13 protein-coding genes are annotated in these 18,876 nt (G+C 48.3%); 3 read left to right on the top strand and 10 right to left on the bottom strand.

What is annotated here, in order from left to right; all coding sequences use genetic code 11:
* Nucleotides 1–12: 12 nt before the first annotated feature.
* The 3 genes from U2F10_RS18960 to U2F10_RS18950 all read right to left on the bottom strand — a co-directional run bounded on the left by U2F10_RS18960 (nt 13) and on the right by U2F10_RS18950 (nt 1,851).
* On the bottom strand, nt 13–969 hold the full coding sequence (locus tag U2F10_RS18960) for an SDR family oxidoreductase (protein WP_163666577.1): 957 nt from the start codon (nt 967–969) through the stop codon (nt 13–15).
* 222 nt (nt 970–1,191) lie between these two features.
* The gene (gene petM / locus U2F10_RS18955; protein WP_006516600.1) at nt 1,192–1,296 is read right to left on the bottom strand and encodes a cytochrome b6-f complex subunit PetM; all 105 of its coding nucleotides are present in this window, start codon (nt 1,294–1,296) and stop codon (nt 1,192–1,194) included.
* 120 nt (nt 1,297–1,416) lie between these two features.
* Nucleotides 1,417–1,851 (bottom strand): glutaredoxin family protein, encoded by a 435-nt coding sequence (locus U2F10_RS18950; protein WP_163666575.1) that lies wholly within the window; start codon nt 1,849–1,851, stop codon nt 1,417–1,419.
* Nucleotides 1,852–2,092: 241 nt separating this feature from the next.
* On the opposite strand from U2F10_RS18950, the gene U2F10_RS18945 reads away from it, so the two are divergent.
* Nucleotides 2,093–3,268 (top strand): HhoA/HhoB/HtrA family serine endopeptidase, encoded by a 1,176-nt coding sequence (locus U2F10_RS18945; RefSeq protein ID WP_163666573.1) that lies wholly within the window; start codon nt 2,093–2,095, stop codon nt 3,266–3,268.
* Nucleotides 3,269–3,500: 232 nt separating this feature from the next.
* Here the strand turns inward: U2F10_RS18945 and U2F10_RS18940 are convergent, their stop codons facing one another.
* The 5 genes from U2F10_RS18940 to rpsT all read right to left on the bottom strand — a co-directional run bounded on the left by U2F10_RS18940 (nt 3,501) and on the right by rpsT (nt 14,525).
* A complete protein-coding gene (locus U2F10_RS18940; RefSeq protein ID WP_163666571.1) occupies nt 3,501–7,499 on the bottom strand; it encodes a DNA-directed RNA polymerase subunit beta' in 3,999 nt (1,332 codons plus the stop codon).
* Between the two features lie 54 nt (nt 7,500–7,553).
* Nucleotides 7,554–9,419: a DNA-directed RNA polymerase subunit gamma gene (locus U2F10_RS18935; RefSeq protein ID WP_163666569.1), complete on the bottom strand. Its 1,866-nt coding sequence runs from the start codon at nt 9,417–9,419 to the stop codon at nt 7,554–7,556.
* Between the two features lie 187 nt (nt 9,420–9,606).
* Entirely contained in the window at nt 9,607–12,960 is a 3,354-nt protein-coding gene (rpoB, locus tag U2F10_RS18930; protein WP_163666567.1) for a DNA-directed RNA polymerase subunit beta, read from the bottom strand.
* Nucleotides 12,961–13,412: 452 nt separating this feature from the next.
* The gene (locus U2F10_RS18925; RefSeq protein ID WP_163702721.1) at nt 13,413–14,222 is read right to left on the bottom strand and encodes a TatD family hydrolase; all 810 of its coding nucleotides are present in this window, start codon (nt 14,220–14,222) and stop codon (nt 13,413–13,415) included.
* A 6-nt stretch (nt 14,223–14,228) separates the two neighbouring features.
* A complete protein-coding gene (gene rpsT / locus U2F10_RS18920; RefSeq protein ID WP_163666563.1) occupies nt 14,229–14,525 on the bottom strand; it encodes a 30S ribosomal protein S20 in 297 nt (98 codons plus the stop codon).
* Nucleotides 14,526–14,685: 160 nt separating this feature from the next.
* Here rpsT and hisD point away from each other — a divergent pair, with 160 nt between their 5' ends.
* Nucleotides 14,686–15,978 (top strand): histidinol dehydrogenase, encoded by a 1,293-nt coding sequence (hisD, locus tag U2F10_RS18915; protein ID WP_163666561.1) that lies wholly within the window; start codon nt 14,686–14,688, stop codon nt 15,976–15,978.
* Between the two features lie 16 nt (nt 15,979–15,994).
* Here the strand turns inward: hisD and U2F10_RS18910 are convergent, their stop codons facing one another.
* Complete coding sequence (locus U2F10_RS18910) at nt 15,995–16,399, bottom strand: hypothetical protein (protein WP_499873036.1); 405 nt, start codon at nt 16,397–16,399, stop codon at nt 15,995–15,997.
* Nucleotides 16,400–16,618: 219 nt separating this feature from the next.
* On the opposite strand from U2F10_RS18910, the gene hslO reads away from it, so the two are divergent.
* Nucleotides 16,619–17,527: an Hsp33 family molecular chaperone HslO gene (hslO, locus tag U2F10_RS18905; RefSeq protein ID WP_163666557.1), complete on the top strand. Its 909-nt coding sequence runs from the start codon at nt 16,619–16,621 to the stop codon at nt 17,525–17,527.
* Here the strand turns inward: hslO and U2F10_RS18900 are convergent, their stop codons facing one another.
* Nucleotides 17,528–18,850, bottom strand: a complete 1,323-nt coding sequence (locus U2F10_RS18900) for a four-carbon acid sugar kinase family protein (RefSeq protein ID WP_499873035.1) — start codon at nt 18,848–18,850, stop codon at nt 17,528–17,530.
* Nucleotides 18,851–18,876 lie beyond the last annotated feature (26 nt).

Below are 18,876 nucleotides of genomic sequence, written 5' to 3'. Positions count from 1 at the left end.
TAAGAACTGATATTAGAAAGGCAGCTTTTTTTTGCTTTCCCGGCTGCTTTCAAAGTCCATTTCCTTGAGCTTTTTAAGAATGCGGTTAAAGTATTCACCCATGTACTCTTCCACAGTGGTCGTTTCCGACTTATCCAAGCCAAACGTGCTATAAACTTCATCCATCTCAGCATCTAAGGGCTCACTGCCGGCACTGACCTCAGCAAATGCTAAACGATCAGCAAACTGCCATCCCCATTGGAAAAAGTTTGCAAAGCTGCGGACACCACGCAATAGGCCCAACGACATGGTTGAGACCTTCGCGTCTTCACCAGAAAGACGTTCACAGAGTCTTACTAGCTCATAGGCTCCCCAAGCTCGAGTGCCAGCCAGGGGAAAGGAACGCTTACCAGTCTCAGGTAGCTGCAATGACCGTACAGCAAACCGAGCAATATCTTGGGTATTCATATAAGCGATGGGAGCTGCTTCGCCCATGACCCAAATGGCCTGCTTTTCTAAAAGCGGAATCGCATATTGCCCTACGAGGCCCTGCAAGAAACCACAGGGTCTCAGAATTGTGTAATTTATCCCCGATTCTTCTAAGAACTTTTCCGTACAGTGCTTAATGTCCATTAAAGGGACATGGGGGTATTTCTCACAATTAAGAATCGAAATGAATACATACCGCTCTACCTTGGCATCCACAGCGGCCTTGATTAAGTTAACTTTGCCGTCCCAGTCCACATCGTAGGCAGAATCCTGAGGGCGGGACGTTGCTGCATCAATCACAGCAGTCACGTCGTCAAAACATGGTGGCAATGACTTAGGGCCACAGAGATTCGCTTGGACCAACTGGGCTCCCCATTCTCGAAGAAATGCGGCTTTCTGGAAGTTACGCACCAGGCACTTAACGTCAAACCCTTCATCTAAGGCATTGCGAACAATCTGACGACCCAGCGTGCCCGTTGCACCAACCACCAATATGCTCATGGAGGACTCTACACAAAACTTAACGCTTTACTCAGCTTAACAGACGCCGCTTCGTTCGAAAACCTAGGTTTGAGTTAAAAAAACAGCGGAGCTTCACCAAATGGCTAGTTTCGCTGCTTTTTTAATAAACTAGGCAATTTGAATGAGCCTTAATCTGAATCCATCAAAGATTAAAATCAGCACCCACAAAAAGCACCAATCAAGCTGTGAAAATCCAAACGATTACTCTTCAGCACCTTGAAGCTTCAGCATTAGAAACCCAACACCAAGCCCCACCATGACAATGACAGACATTGTGACCGCAACCGAAAAAATTTCTCCGCCCATAGTGCCTAATTATCCTCCTGCGTATGTCTCTAATAATTAGAGACGGCATAGCTTAAATTCTTTGGTTACATTCTAAAGCAGTTTGGGCATCTAACTCTAGCAAGGTCTATACCGTTCTGCTTAAAGAGCAGGACTAAACCCACCCCATTCCCCATGGTTAGGTTCAAGGGGCTCACTCGATTTCTCAAAGCCTGAGATGATTGCTAAACGCCTCAGGGGTTGAGCTCCTAAATAGAATTCTCCGTTGATTTGCCAGGTGGGATACGCGTTGATACCCACTGCATTGCAGAGGTCTACTTGCGGATTAACCCCACGCAGATCGCATTCAACATATGGAATGGACAGGGCAGCGTCGCCAAAGATTTGCTTTTGCCTGGCACAGTGCGGGCACCAGTAAGCTCCATACATTTTTGCCCCCGTGTTTGACAGGTAATCAGCTAACTGAAATTCATAGCTGGGGGCAATGAGCTGGCCGATGGAGAAATCCTGGCAGCTTGCGATCGCAACCACTATCGTTACCCCCCACAAAACCATCCAAAAACCCCTACCGAACATGACGTTTATCCCCTCATAACGACCATTACCTTACATGAGCACAACCCTTGGCACTAGAAGAAATGGCTAAAATTTTCCAAAATCGCAGGTGATGATTTCCAGGGCGGGTTACCGCACACGATTCTTAAGGAAACTGGCACAATAGAACCAACTTTTAGCCACTAAACTAGCTCCCCAACAAAGTCTAGTACAGGCCTTACGAGAGTCCTTTAGGGCCGTTATTGTCTCAGAGCATGACCTTATGACGCCTTTTGATCTACCCAAGCCCTTCAGCCATCGAATAATTCGATGGCTGATTACTTGCTGTTCAGCAATACTGCTTTTTCTGGCAGGCATCCAACCAGCAGCAGCTCTGACTCAACCAGCAGCTGAAACAACTTCACTATCGAGCGAAAGCTTTGTTGCCGCAGCTGTGCGACGCGTTGGTGAAGCAGTTGTGCGCATCGACACCGAACGCACAATCACCCGCAACGTACCCGATTTACTCTACGACGATCCCCTTTTTAGGGGATTCTTTGGCCCTGATACATTCCAGCGAATTCCCCAGCAGGAACGTCTCAGTGGTCAGGGTTCTGGCTTCATCGTAGATAGCAAGGGCTATATTCTCACCAATGCTCACGTTGTCAACCAAGCAGACCGCGTTACGGTCACCCTCAAAGATGGCCGACATTTTGATGGCACGGTCGAAGGATCAGACGAACTAACTGACTTAGCCGTCATCAAAATCAATACAGACAGTAAAACCTTACCAGTAGCCTCCTTAGGGGACTCTGACACAATCGATGTCGGGGATTGGGCCATTGCCGTAGGCAATCCACTGGGATTAGACAATACCGTCACCCTGGGGATTGTCAGCACGCTGAAACGATCAAGTGCCACTGTTGGTATTCCCGACAAACGACTTGATTTTATTCAGACAGATGCCGCCATTAACCCAGGTAACTCTGGTGGCCCCCTCCTCAATAGCCAGGGCGAAGTCATCGGTATCAACACCGCAATTCGAGCAGATGCCATGGGTATTGGTTTTGCTATTCCTATCAACAAAGCAAAATCTATTCAAGACCAGCTAGCCCATGGTGAGCGCATTGCTCATCCTTATCTGGGCATTCAAATTGCTGATCTAACTCCAGAAATGGCAAAACGCAACAATGATGATCCCAATGCCAGCATGATCATTCCAGAAATTAGCGGAGTCTTAGTTATCCGTGTTCTTCCTGAAACACCAGCTGCTGAAGCTGGGTTACGCCGTGGAGACGTGATAACGCAAATTGATGAGCAGCATTTTCAAACAGCTAATCAGCTACAGTCCTATGTTGACCAAGCCCAAATTGGGCAGCAATTAAACCTAAGCCTACATCGTGGAGAACAGACGCAGACAATCACAATCAAAGCCGCAGCACTAGATCTAGACGCATAATACAAATCCGAATTCATTCAACCCGATTGAAAGGGCAATCCTGTAGGGACACTCCATTAGGGATTAGTTCTCTTCCATACTGGGCGCTATCAGTCAGCATTCCGCATAAGGTCAAATCCCAAAGTAGTAATCTGAGCCAATAAGAATAAAGGGGCTAAGGAAATTCCTTAGCCCCTTTTACTTAGATGTTTATTTTTCTAGAGGATTAGCTAGACTTGCAATCCTAAATAACCTAAGGAGCGGCCGTTTGATCATCAATCAAAGCATTATCATCCAAAAACGGAGATGGAGGCGTTGGAGGTGTCTCAGCAGGTCCGGGTCCCGATGCATTTGCTCCAGGAGTATTACCACTTGGAGTACCGCCCAACATATCGTCGGTAAACATGTTAAGGCCACCTTCACGATCATAGGCACGAGCGGTGCGATCGTCTAAGACCATATCTTGTAAAGCCATATCATCCGATAGAAAAGCCTTATCGAAAGAAGGATCTATCTCAGGAGTTGAACGCTCTTCATAGGCATTAAATCCGGTACCAGCAGGGATTAGGCGACCAATAATCACGTTCTCCTTCAGACCACGTAGCCAATCAGACTTGCCTTCAATAGCCGCTTCAGTCAACACACGAGTTGTTTCTTGGAAACTTGCTGCTGAAATAAAGCTATCGGTATTTAGCGAAGCCTTAGTAATGCCCAACAATACAGGAGTGTATTCCGCCGGAGCCCCCCCTGTAATCGACATCGCTTCATTCACCTGTTCTAGCTGACGAATCTCAACGAGCTCGCCAGGTAGCATTGTGGTATCACCACCGTCTTCCACACGGGCCTTAGAAGTCATCTGGCGTACGATCACCTCAATGTGCTTATCAGCAATATCAATCCCCTGGGATTGATACACCGACTGTACTTCATTCACCAAGAAAGTCTGTACTTTTTGCAGGCTGATCATGGCAGCCTCATGTACGCCTTTAGTCTCACGATGATATTTGAAGAAGAACTCCAAAATCTGGTGAGGATTCAGAGGTCCATCCGTCAGTGGTTCAGCCAAAGTGACCTCTTGACCATCGGAGACAATCATAGGCTGCCCCGGAGTAATTGGATACTCAGTCACCACACCATCATCTTCAATGATCTTCACCTCTACCGTTTCATCATCGCCATAAACAACCTGAGCACTACCCGGTCGCTCCGCTAAGACACAAGCTTCTTTAGGCTTACGAGCCTCAAGCAGCTCTTCAATCCGAGGTAAACCTTGAATGATATCCCCAGTCTTGGCACGTTCAAAGATCAACAACACCAAATTATCGCCCCGCTGAACGAGATCACCATCCTCAATGTGCAGTACCGCACCTGTTGATACACGATAAGGACGCGCAATCCGTAGAACAACACTGTCGCCATTAATCGCTACAACCTGACCAGAGTCTTCAGAGATAACCCCCTCAGCTAATGGAAAACCATCAACCAACAAATCTCCTTCCTTCACAGTTGGCGATTTGCCATCCATAGCAATTGTTACCAGGTCACTATCACGCACGACTAGGATACGGCGAACAGATTCCACATCTTGACGAATACCACGAACCTCTCCAGCTTCCTTAGACTGGATTTCGGTACGTGCCACAACAGCACCAGGTTCTATCTCCTGGCCTTCCTCAACAAGCAAGCGCGTCTGAGTACTACCCTGGGTTTGGTCAGCAGCAATATCACGACGGATGACTAGAGTCTCTAGAATCACTAGCTGAAGGCGCTGAATCTCTGGATCATGCTGATCGGGCACCAGCTCAATATCAGCTGTCAGTTGTGACGACTCATTGTCCACATTCAGAACTAGCTGAGTCCGCAGTAACTCAACACCATCAACCGACTTCACACGCTCGCCATCCTTAAAGAAGAGACGTTGAATCGCAGTGATGCCAATAGAATTATCTTCACTATCACTCACAGCATGTTGCGTCGGCACATCAGGCACATCAGGCACATCAAATTCCTGCACCGGGCGCAATAACAGCGCAGCTCCTTCAGGGGTTTCTACATACTCAACAAATCGAAGAGCTTCTGCCGTTACTCCAGGAATCACTTCCTCACCAGCACTAACCAGCACCCCATCCTTACCACTAGCAGCATCTGGGCTATCCACCATGTGAATATCCCCTGGCTTAATCACAATCTCCCGTAGAATGTCATTCTTTTGGGTGACTTCAACCACACCGCTAATTTGACAGAAGATATCCTTAACAACTTCAGTACCAGCTTCAATGAACTGGCCATCCTCAACCATTAGTAGGGAGATATCTTTATTGACCTCATGGGCTTCTTCTGGGATCCAAAGGAGAGTTCCACCTTTGGTAACTTCGTACCCTTGCTTGCCCTTACTCTTCTTAGCAATTTCTACACCTGAGAACTTGATGATGCCACCGCTCTGAGTGTGGTAAGTATCATCAACGAGTTCTGCAATCACCTGACCACCAGTGACTTTGGCACCCGGTGTAGCAATTAAGGAGTAACGTACTCCCTGATCGGTTTGTAGAAAATAATGCTCACGTCCTTGACCGCTCTCAACCGTGACTTCCGTGGTGTCCAGCATTACCGAAGCAGTAATAATCTCAACCTCACGGCTACCTTTACTATCAGAACGATCAGGCAAGCGAACCACCCCACCCCGCTCAGTGACAATTTTGGTTTCAGCCAAAATGCCGTTGGAATCAATCATGTCACCATTTTTAACCGTAGGCTCCGCACCAGGAGGTAAGTTATAAACTTCACCCGAGAGCACCCACAACAACCCACCACGTTGGGCCAATTTAGTGATGTTGCCTTGACGGTCTTTTTTCTCTTCCTGCACTAAACCAGCAAATAGCACTTCACCCGACATATCGGAGGTTACGTCTTTACTCGCTTTCTCAGTTACTTTACGGACTCGCCCAGTGGTAGGTAATTCTGCAATCAAGTCACCCTTTGCAAGAACAGTCCCATCAACAACAAATACAATGGAACCCTGTGGTAAAGCAACCGCGCGTGTCTTACCGTTCTCCATAACGATTTTGGCGTCGGTATTCGCCTCCATCACAAGAGCGTCTTCACCATGACGAGTTCGATAGGGACGGCTACGAAGGCTCGAAGGCATTTGGAACTGACCAGCTACCTTTGCTCGAACTTGGGGTGCTAGTTCTCCGGTAAATGTACCACCGGTATGGAAGGTACGCATAGTCAGCTGAGTACCCGGCTCACCAATAGATTGAGCCGCAATAATACCGACAGCTTCGCCTAAATCCACCATATGCGAATGGGCCAAGCTCCAACCATAACAATGCTGGCAAACAGAACGGGCTGCCTCACAGGTCAGAGCAGAACGAACTCTAACTTGTTTAATCCCAGAATCGTCTACAGCCTTAGCCATGATTGCGTCCATAGGCTGATTGCGAGGAACGATTACTTCACCAGTTTTAGGGTGAACGGCATCGTCAGCCAGAATTCTTCCTAACAGTTTGTCCTCAAGAGAAATTAGCACCCGCTCACCGTCTGTCATGGCACTTAGGGGAATGCCCCGATCCGTACCACAATCAATTTCACGAATAATGACATCCTGTGAAACGTCTACCAGACGACGGGTCAAATAACCTGAGTCAGCTGTACGTAGTGCAGTGTCCACAAGGCCTTTCCGGGCACCATAGGAAGAAATAATGTACTCAGTAACCGTCAGTCCCTCGCGGAAGTTAGTCTTAATCGGCAAGTCAATAATTTCACCCTGGGGATTTGCCATCAAACCGCGCATTCCCACCAGCTGACGTACCTGGGAGATATTACCGCGAGCCCCAGAGAACGCCATCATGTAAACCGAGTTGAGCGGATTATTCTCCTTAAAGTTACGGACTACTTCATCCTTTAACTCTTCACTAGTTTCGTTCCAGGTATCAATTACCTTCTGAAAACGTTCTACCTCAGTAATTTCGCCCCGAGTATAGCGCTCTTCAGTGTCGCGAATTTCCTGCTCCGCTGCATCCAGCAATTTTCGCTTACTCGGGGGAACCTGCAAGTCGTCAACACTGATAGAAACCCCCGCACGGGTAGCATACTTAAAACCAAGGGACTTGATTTCATCAGCCATTGCAGCTGTACGAGCCGTGCCGTAGTTATCAAATGACCAGGAAATCAGGTTTTTAAGCTGCTTCTTGTCAATAATACGGTTGCGAAAAATGATGGAGTTGGCTTGTTCGTTACCTTGATCTGCCATGGGGTCTCTCTGCCTCAACGTGGTACTGGCTAACTGGATAAAAAACTAAAAAATTTAACTGGCAAGGGCCGCATGGACAGCATGGTTGTAAATAATGCGCCCAGGGGTCGTATAGATATGTTGAGATAGGAGATTGCCGTCCCCATCTTCGCGAACACGACGATGGGCATAACGCTTAGTCACAAAGCCATCTCCGTTATCAATCACCTCAACCGGGTCGCCGTCGTGTTCCACAGGACCATCAAATCGCAGCCACACCCAAGCGTGGAGATCTACCATGCCTTGTTCGTAGGCAACAATGGCGTCTTCCATACTGGCGAAATGTGAGTCAGCTCCCTTTTGCTCATAGGGATTTTCCGCAGTGAGATAGTAGCAACCCAGCACCATATCCTGACTAGGCGTAATAATGGGTCGCCCTGTGGCTGGGGAAAGAACGTTATTAGATGCCAACATCAGCAGCCGCGCCTCAGACTGCGCTTCCAGTGATAGTGGCACGTGCACCGCCATCTGGTCACCATCGAAGTCAGCATTAAATGCCGGACACACAAGCGGGTGCAGTTGTAAAGCTCGTCCCTCTACCAACATTGGTTCAAATGCCTGAATACCAAGACGGTGTAGAGTTGGCGCTCGGTTAAGCATAACCGGATGATTTTCAATGACTTCCTCCAACACACCCCAAATACTCGGGTCATTGCGCTGAATCAGTTTTTTAGCGGCTTTAATGTTATTCACCAAACCTTGACGAATCAAACGATGAATCACAAAAGGCTGGAAAAGCTCAATAGCCATCTCACGCGGCAGGCCACATTGGTGAATTTTTAGATTGGGGCCAACCACAATTACGGAACGACCAGAGTAGTCAACTCGCTTACCTAACAGGTTCTGACGGAAACGTCCTTGTTTACCCTCAATAATGTCTGAGAGAGACTTAAGAGGTCGATTATTAGCGCCAACTACTGTTCGGCCACGACGACCATTATCAATCAGAGCATCTACGGCTTCCTGAAGCATCCGCTTTTCATTACGGACAATAATCTCAGGTGCCAAAATCTCTTGCAGTCGTGCCAAGCGATTATTCCGATTGATCACACGACGATAGAGGTCGTTGAGGTCCGATGTTGCAAATCGACCACCATCTAGCTGTACCATCGGACGGAGGTCAGGGGGGATGACGGGAATAACATCCAACACCATCCAATCTGGACGAGATCCGGTTGCAATAAAGTTGTCAATCACACGTAGACGTTTGATCAACTTCGCCCGCTTTTGACCTTTAGAGTTATCAATATTTTCCCGCAACTGCTCAGCAACAGCTTCAAGCTCCAAATCTTGTAGCAGACGCTGAAGAGCTTCAGCTCCAATGCCAACCTCAATACCAGACAGATCAGACTCTTCATCGTAAAGCTGATCTTCAATTTCAATCCACTGATCTTCAGTCAGGAGCTGTTTGTAGCTTAAGCTGTCAGCATTACCTGGATCTAAAACAACGTAGGCGTTGAAATACACAATTTGCTCAACATCTCTAAGAGGCATGTCGAGCAAAATTGCAATATAGCTAGGAATACCTTTGAGATACCAAACATGCGCTACGGGAGCAGCCAGTTTGATATAGCCCATACGATGACGACGCACACGTGACTCCGTCACTTCTACACCGCAACGCTCGCAAACGATTCCGCGATGACGGACGCGCTTATATTTACCACAATGGCATTCCCAATCCTTAGCAGGCCCAAAAATGCGTTCACAGAACAGCCCGTCCATTTCAGGCTTTAAAGTTCTGTAGTTAATGGTTTCTGGCTTGGTTACTTCCCCTACAACCGTGCCATTGGGAAGCGTACGTTCACCCCATTGACGAATACGGTCAGGCGAAGCCAGGCCGATTTTGACATAGTCAAAGCGCTGTTCTAGTTTTGGCATTCTCTTGATTCCTTGTACGCGGCCTACACATCAGGACATAGTTTCTGTTGACGAATCGAGGGACAGTTGTTTACAAAAGGTTGCTTCGCCTCGATTCTAAAGTGATGACATAAGCGTTCAGGTCTTTTCTAGCTACTTTGCATAGAGCTAAAAACAGACGGCTAAACGCTTATGCTCATTCACAGAGTTAAAGGGGCGGCTCCTCAATGGCAGGGGTAGGAGTCGCAGCTGGTGCAGCCGCAGGGGGAGCCTCAGGAGATGCTTCATCTCGAGAAATAGACTCATAGGTGGGCCGCGATGGTGAACGTCGATTAAGAGAATCTGACATTAAGTCAACCTCTACATCACGACTGGTGCCATCTTCTTGGGTTTCTAGTTTATGCACCGCGATGTCTAAGCAGAGGGACTGTAGCTCACGCATCAATACCTTGAAGGATTCAGGCGTACCGGGTCGAGGAATTGCCTTGCCTTTAACAATGGCATTAAGGGCTTCATTACGTCCCTGCATATCATCGGATTTGACAGTTAGCAGTTCCTGCAAAGTATAGGCAGCACCGAAGGCTTCGAGTGCCCATACCTCCATCTCTCCAAAGCGCTGACCACCTTGCTGAGCTTTACCACCCAAGGGCTGCTGAGTAACCAGCGAGTAAGGACCTGTAGAACGAGCGTGAATCTTATCGTCTACTAGGTGAACCAGCTTCAGCATGTAGGGTTTACCAACTGTCACCGGACGGTCAAAGGCTTCCCCAGTACGGCCATCGTAAAGCTGGATTTTACCTGGATCTTCAGGATTAAACACCCAGCTATTACCCGTGTTATCACGAGCATCCTGGAGCTTGCCATGGGTAGTTTCCATGGACGCTTCACTGCCATACATCTCATCAAAAGGCGTAATCTTGAAGCGTGCATTGAGATTCTCTCCGGCCCAGCCCAGCAAACATTCAAAGACCTGGCCTACATTCATACGAGACGGTACACCCAGAGGATTGAGTACGATATCAATCGGAGTACCATCCGGGAGATAGGGCATATCTTCAATGGGCAAAATCCGAGAAATAATACCTTTGTTACCGTGGCGACCAGCCATCTTATCGCCTACCTGGATTTTGCGCTTTTGGGCCACATAAACCCGCACCACCATATTGGCACCCGGAGGAAGCTCATCACCTTGCTCACGGGTGAAGACACGCACATCGACCACACGACCTTTTTCACCATTGGGTACACGTAGAGAATTATCCCTAACGTCTCGAGCTTTTTCACCAAAGATTGCCCGCAGCAGTTTTTCTTCTGGGGGCTGATCAGATTCACCCTTGGGTGTAACTTTACCCACCAAGATGTCGCCTGAGGTAACCCAGGCTCCAATGCGGATAATGCCGGTCTCATCTAGTTGACGCAGAGCATCTTCTCCAACATTAGGAATTTCGCGAGTGATTTCTTCAGGCCCTAGCTTGGTTTGACGCGCCTCAATCTCAAACTTCTCAATGTGAATAGAGGTGTAGAGGTCGTCGTATACTAAACGCTCGCTCAGCAGAATTGCGTCTTCGTAGTTGTAGCCCTCCCAAGGCATATAGGAAACTAAGACATTCTGCCCCAGGGCAATTTCACCCCCTTCAGTGGCTGAACCATCTGCTAGCACCTGGCCTGCAACCACCTTGTCTCCAGAGAAAACTAAGGGGCGTTGATTCAAACAAGTGTCTTGGTTAGAGCGCTGATACTTCTGGAGTTCTTGGGCATATTGCTTACCATCAGCATCAGTAACCACTACTTTCTTGGCATCAAGGAAAGTAACTTCACCATCAACCGGGCTGACGACTACCATCCCTGAGTCACGAGCGGCCTGAGCTTCCAGACCTGTACCTACTAAAGGACGTTCGGGACGCAGCAGGGGAACAGCCTGGCGTTGCATATTTGATCCCATGAGAGCACGGTTCGCATCATCGTGCTCAAGGAAAGGAATTAGTGAAGTAGCCACCGAGATAATTTGAACCGGTGAGACGGCTACGTAATCTACTTCAGAGGCTGACGTACTGATGAAGTCTTGACGGTAACGAACAGGGACAGATTCACCCAAGATGTTGCCATCGATATCGATGGGGATATCCCCTGGCGCTACACGGAAATCATCTTCCTCATCAGCTGTCATATAAACTGACGGCTGATCTTTACGAATACGACCATCTTCTACCGGGAAAAATGGCGTTTCGATAAAGCCAAAATCATTGACGCGCGCATGGGTTGCCAGGGAACCAATCAATCCAGCATTAGGACCTTCAGGCGTCTCAATTGGGCAAATACGACCGTGGTGCGAGGGGTGAATGTCGCGAACAGCAAAACCAGCACGCTCACGGGTTAAACCACCAGGCCCAAGGGCACTAATGCGGCGCTTGTGAGTTAACTCAGCCAAAGGATTAGTTTGATCCATAAACTGAGACAGCTGACTGGAACCAAAGAATTCCTTGATGGCAGCGACTAAAGGCTTAGGATTAACCAGAGACGCAGGCGTTAGGGAATCAGCATCTGAAACAGTCATCCGCTCACGGATAATGCGCTCCAAACGGTTTAGACCGACACGCACCTGGTTTTGTAAAAGCTCACCCACGGAACGAACACGACGGTTACCCAAGTGGTCGATATCGTCAATAATGCCGATGTCAAACTCTAAGTTAATGAGGTAATCAATAGCCGCTAAGACATCTTGAGGTGTCAATACGCGAACGGCATCTGGCACATTCAGGCGCAGCTTACGGTTAAGCTTATGACGCCCAACTTTACCCAAGTCATAACGCTTGGGATCAAAGAAGCGCGAATGTAGTAACTGCTGACCACCAGATACTGTGGGAGGCTCGCCAGGACGAAGCTTACGATATAGCTCTAATAGTGCCTCTTCTTCACTAAATTGACCTTCCTTCTCAATGGTCTTTTGGAAGTATTCAGGATGACGTAAGGAGTCAAAAATCTCGCCATCACTTAGGCCTAGAGCCTTAAAGAGGACTTGAGCAGAGAGCTTACGGGTTTTATCAATGCGGACCCAAACTAGATCGTTCTTATCAGTTTCAAACTTAAGCCAAGCACCTCGGTTGGGAATCAGGTTCGCATTGTAAGTACGGCGACCGTGCTTATCAGTTTCGGCTTTGTAGTAAACACCAGGACTACGGACAATCTGATTTACGATCACACGCTCAGCACCATTGATAATGAAGGTGCCGCGATCGGTCATCAGTGGCAGGTCACCAATGAATACCTCTTGCTCCTTAATTTCCCCAGTTTCCTTATTAATGAGGCGCGTTGGGACGTACATTTGTACTGAATAAGTGCTATCCCGACGCTTAGCCTCATCAACCATATATTTAGGGCTTTTGAGCTTATAATCCTTACCAAGGAAATGCAGCTCCAACTTCCCCGTATAGTCAGTAATCGGCGAAAAACTCTCAAGTTCTTCAATTAGACCTTCTTGCAAAAACCAGCGAAAACTAGAGCGCTGAATCTCAACTAGGTCAGGTAATACAAAGGAGGATTGGGAAATGGTTAGGTCAGTCATTCGTCTCCTCAAGCAGGTCGGGCCTAAATAAATGGGGTATAAAAGTGAGAGAGTGAGATATAAGAGGGTTTAGTTAAATCGAAACCAGTAATGCTAAGCGACAAACAAAAGAATGACTACACTCCCTTGTAGGGCAATGCAGTCGGGCTAATATTTTTCGGGGTTTTGCTAGCATCCGATAGCTGAAATAGGTGCAATGGGCATTTTTGAAGCAACCGTTGGGCACCAGCGTTATGAATAGGATAAGTGTAAAAAGCTGAGCCAGTCGGCTATAGTAAGGCTAACGTACAGCCGAGGTAGTATATCACAAATCAGCAGTGAAATTTAATATTCTTGTCGCTTTGTATTTTTATTTAGCGATGAATCACCACAGAGACAGTGTTTTACTAAACTTCGCTCACAAATTAAGCACCTGTTTTTTACATACCTACATCATTTATTAAGGTTTGTCACTAAAGATCGAACGAAGACTCAGGAAGTTTGAACAGGGATCTTGCATTAGCAGTGGTCTGCGCTGCCAGCACTTCTAAAGGCACCTCTCGCAGCTTAGCGACACACTCAGCAACATGGAGTACATTAGCTGGTTGATTTCGTTTTTCTTTTCGCTTTGGCACTGGAGATAGAAACGGACAGTCAGTTTCTACGAGAATGCGATCGCATCCCACCATTTGAGCCGAGGCCTGAACCTGCTTAGCACTCTTAAAGGTCACAATACCGCTAAAGCTAATATAAAAACCTAAATCAAGGAACCACTGAGTTTCTTCAGGGGTACCCGTCCAGCAATGCATTACACCCTGCACAGGACCATGATTCTGGATAAACGCCTGTAGCACATCGCGCACTGCTGCCGCTGCATCTCGACAATGAATGATTACGGGCAAATCTAACCCATGGGCAACGGACAATTGGGCCCGAAAAGCTTCAATTTGAATTGCCTGATCATCGCCCTTGTAGAAATCCAGCCCGGTCTCTCCAATCGCCACTACCCGACGATCGGAAAGTGCCAGATGATGAATTTTCTCCGCCAAGTCTGGCGTCCACTTATCCATATCTTCTGGATGTAGACCCACCGCAAAGGACACTTCACTAAATTGATCAGCAATAGCCTGCATGGCAGCAAACTCTGAAGGCTGAACACAAGAATGAACAAGGTGAACCACACCAGCCTGTCGCCAAGCTGCTGCCACCTCATCTAAGTCTGCCTGAAAACTTAAGTTATCAAAGCTATGGTGAATGTGAACGTGGGAATCAACCAGCTGCATGGATGACTATGCTGATGCTTCTTGCTTCTTACGAGCATGGGCAAGCTTGGACTTGCGACGAGCCGCTGCATTCTTATGGATGCTGCCGCGCTTGACTGCCTTGTCGATTTTACTAAATGCAGCTGACATGGAAGAATCAACCGCTTGCTTCTTCTCCTCATCAGAAGGATCTGCAGCATACGCGTCTAGAGCAGCGTAGTAGGTCTTGGTTAGGGTTTTAACCGCCGACTTGTAGGACTTATTACGTAGACGATTGCGCTCCGCAACTTGGATGCGCTTCATCGCAGATTTAATGTTTGCCACTATTTGCCAGTGTATTTTTGTCAGGATTCCGAATTATAACATCAAAGAGCATGCACAAGGGCTTGAACTGTCATAATCTGATTTGGCTATCCGGCTGACCCTCACTAATCCGCGCTAAGCTATAACAGTCATACTCCTCCCACTCTCGCCACCCGCCTCAATGTTGCGAACTTTGTACAAGATCAGCGAAGCGCAGGCTGAACTCCAGCGTATTTGCGATCGCATCCATACCGATCAGGTGGTTGAGCAAGAAGCCACCGTTCGAGAAATCTTAAACGCCATCCGACAGTCAGGGGATGAGGCACTCTTGCACTATACTGCCAAGTTTGATGAACAAACCCTGACCCCCCAAACCCTTCGCATTAGCGGCGCGGAAATTGACACCGCCTACCAGCAAGTTTCCGGTGACTTGCTCCAGGCCATTCGCCTTGCCTGCAAGAATGTCAAGGCTTTCCATCAACAACGCTTGCCTAAAAATTGGGTCACCTTTGAAGAAAACGGCGTTGTCCTGGGTAAACGTTATACCCCTGTTGCCAACGCCGGAATCTATGTACCAGGCGGCCGAGCCTCTTACCCGAGCACAGTGATCATGAACGCCATTCCTGCCCAGGTAGCAGGGGTGGAACGTTTAGTCATGGTTACCCCCACCCCCAAAGGTCACACGAACCCAGCAGTGTTAGTCGCAGCCCAAGAAGCAGGGGTGCAAGAAATCTATCGAGTGGGTGGCGCTCAGGCTATCGGGGCATTGGCCTACGGCACAGAGACCATCCCCAAGGTGGACGTCATTAGCGGCCCTGGGAATGTCTATGTCACCCTGGCTAAAAAGCAGGTTTATGGAACCGTTGGCATTGATTCCTTAGCGGGTCCATCCGAGGTACTGATTATTGCTGACCACACGGCTAATCCTGTCCACGTTGCGGCAGATCTGTTAGCCCAAGCCGAGCACGATCCTATGGCTGCGGCTATCTTACTGACAACAGATAGCAAACTAGCCGATAAAGTTGTGGTTGAAGTCGACCGCCAGTTAGCAGGCCACCCCCGCCAAATCCTCACCGAAAAAGCAATCGCCCATTACGGCATCGCCATCGTCGTAGAATCCTTAGAAGAAGCTGCCCAACTGTCCAACCAGTTTGCCCCCGAGCATTTAGAACTTGAAGTTGAAGATCCTTGGGCACTGTTAGAAAAAATCACCCAAGCAGGCGCAATTTTTCTGGGTCATGACACACCAGAAGCTGTGGGTGACTACCTGGCAGGCCCCAATCACACGTTGCCTACGTCTGGAGCCGCTCGCTACGCGTCCCCCCTGAGTACTGAAACCTTTATGAAACACTCCAGTTTGATTCAGTATTCAAAATCTGCCCTGCTCAATGTTGCAGGGGCCATTGATGCCCTTACCAATGCTGAAGGTCTACCTTCCCATGGGGATTCGGTGAGATTGCGCGTAGAAGAGTAAATTTACTGCTCAAAACCTATGGGGTCTCTTTTGATTGGCGGTTTTGCATTGCCATAAATAATTGTAATCTCAGCAAACTGGTTGCCTGAGCGATGTTAAGGGGCAATGTGGACACACCTTCTAAGCGAGACTGTACCCAGCCATCCCCCCAGTACCACTCGTGAAAACCATCCACACCTCGATGGAGCAAAAATCGGATGGCATTATCCGAGCATTCATCAACTGTGTGATCAATCTGAATGGGGCCAACGTAACTAGAAAAGGTTTGCCCTACCCCTAACGGTGACTTAAAGTTTTCAGAAAACTGCTGTGGCCAGAGCCACTGACGAAGCTGGTCGGGCTGGGTCAACCCGTGCCGCAACTGAGCCATGGTCGCATCTATTTCAATCCTGAGGGTGCTTTGTTGATAAATCCCAAACATATCTTGAGTACTACTTTCTAGCGATATAGCAGGTGATAAAACTCTAAATAACCGACAACCTGACGCGACGGCTCTACCTACTACAATATTAAGTATTCAAAAGCGTTGCTGATCCTCAAACGAACTTAATCTGAGAAGTTTGGACAAGTCACGTTCAGTTCAAATAGATTTATTTCGCCCATCGGCAGCGGAGCAAAACTGTAGAAACAAAGTAAAACCATGGCGGATCAGCTCATTCGAGCAGTAGCAGCAGATGGCGGCATCCGAGTTGTTGGAGCCATCACCACCCGTTTAGTCGAAGAGGCCAGGACTCGCCACAAGCTTTCTTACGTTGCCACGGCTGCCCTAGGCAGAGCACTAACAGCTGGCACACTTCTAGTTTCTAATATGAAACGAGAAGATTCACGCATTAATATTCAGATTCAAGGGGATGGACCCATTGGCGGTATTCTTGTTGATGCCCGGCTAGACGGTAGCGTCCGGGGTTATGTCTCTAACCCGTATGTAGAGTTACCCCCCAATGCCCAAGGCAAACTTGATGTGGGTGCAGCAGTGGGGCGCAATGGCTATCTCTACGTCGTGCGTGACTCGGGTCTGGGTTATCCGTATTCCAGCACAGTGGAATTGGTATCAGGGGAGATTGGTGAAGATCTCACCCAGTACCTGGCCACATCAGAACAAACACCGTCAGCCTTAGTTTTAGGTGTATTCGTCGACAAACACGGCGTAGAAGCAGCAGGTGGCTTGCTCCTTCAGGTTTTACCTCAGGTATCCCATGATGAGCGCCTGATCTCCACCTTAGAATCTCGACTGGCATCCTTACCTGGATTCACCCCCATGCTACGGGCACAAAAAACGCTACCTCAAATCATTGAGGACCTGGTGGGAGATATGGGGTTAGCCATTTTTCCGGAGAGCCAACTCCTACGTTTCCACTGCCCCTGTAATGGTCAGCGCATGCTATCTGCCCTCAAACTACTGGGCGAAGATGAGCTCCAGGATATGATCGACAAAAGTGAGCCTGCTGAAGCCATCTGCCATTTTTGTGGAGATACCTATGAGGCTCAGTGCGATCGCTTAACCGAGTTGCTAGCTGAACTCAGATTGGAAAATGCGAATCGAGCATAATCATTTCGCCATACGCTGGTAGGCGGCCGCAACAGCATCGTCGCCGCCAACGTTACCGGGAAATAGGACAACGGGCAAATTTGGAAACTGTGGGTGCTCAGGCCCCGCTGTAATCACCGAAACCCCTGGAATAACCTGACCTAAAAGCCTGGCAGATGTTAGAGCTAGGCCTTTGCTAAGGGTATCGTTAGAGGTAATGCCACCCTTACTGATCAAAAAACCCAGATCCGTAGGCAGGCCACACACAATATCCATGAGTAGGTGAGAAACAGCTTCACCAAACGCCAAACGAGTGGCCACATCGGCGAAGGTAAGTTCTTTGCGGCTGGTATAAACCACCGCTGTTGTCCCCTGAGCGTAGAGGGTGTTCACCTGGGCCAAGATTTCAACTACCATATCCTGCGCTTGGTCAGGATTCTCATTTAACCGAGAGACATCAACTTCTACACCAGTTACCCCTGGCTGCTTAAGAAGATACTCCAGTTGCTGAGTTGTTTTTTTAACGTGAGAGCCCACTAAAATCACACCCGGTTTATGGTTACGGGTGTAGCGTGACATCTCACTCGGGCCAGCCGGTTGTACAGGTAAAGCAGCGAGAGATGTGAGCAAGCTAGCAGCACTGCGAAAGAGAAACTTTTTACCTTGGGCGGCGGCGGCCAATAGGTCTTGGGAAAACTGATCGAGCTCAGCCTGGTTTTGGGCATCAACAGCTACGCAAACATTGTTACTCAGCTGCATTAAGCGCTCCATTGTATTCTGGCGAATCACATCCAGGGTAAACCGTTTCACCTGATCGGCAACAATCTTGCCAGATGTCTTTTCGGCGACATAATCAGGCAAGTAGCTATAGCTATAACCAAATACTGAATCCTTAGCGAACTCAGTCTCATGAACAGGGATGCGTACGCCATCGGTTTCAATATAGTGGGTGCTATCGAGAGTAATACGTCCTGCTTCAAAAAATGCTGGCACCATAAAATGGGCGTCAAAGGGACCCAATTCTGACGCGATCACATCGGTTTCGAGGGGATAGTGGCCGCGCAGGGTCGAATCTGAACGACTGACCACCAAATACTCTTGTGTGTTGGTTTCAACCAGTGCCTGTTTTAGGTTCTGACAGACTTCACGGATGGTACGCTCTGCTTCAGCAGGGGTGAGCGAACGGGTATTGGCCAGAATAAAGAAAATGGGAGATGCGTCTAAGAGGCCTTGTTTTAGGGTGGCCACATCCCATTTCAGTAACAGTAAACAGCTATGAACTGTTTGAGAACCGGTGGGGTCGTCGTCGATAACAATAATTTTGGGGCGGCGGGAATCAGGCATGGGGCAACAGCATACTGGTAGATTAA

It is taken from the genome of Leptothoe sp. EHU-05/26/07-4 (assembly GCF_043421015.1).
Classification (GTDB): Bacteria; Cyanobacteriota; Cyanobacteriia; order Phormidesmidales; family Phormidesmidaceae; genus Leptothoe; species Leptothoe turfae.
This window is presented reverse-complemented; position numbering and strand designations above follow the sequence as displayed.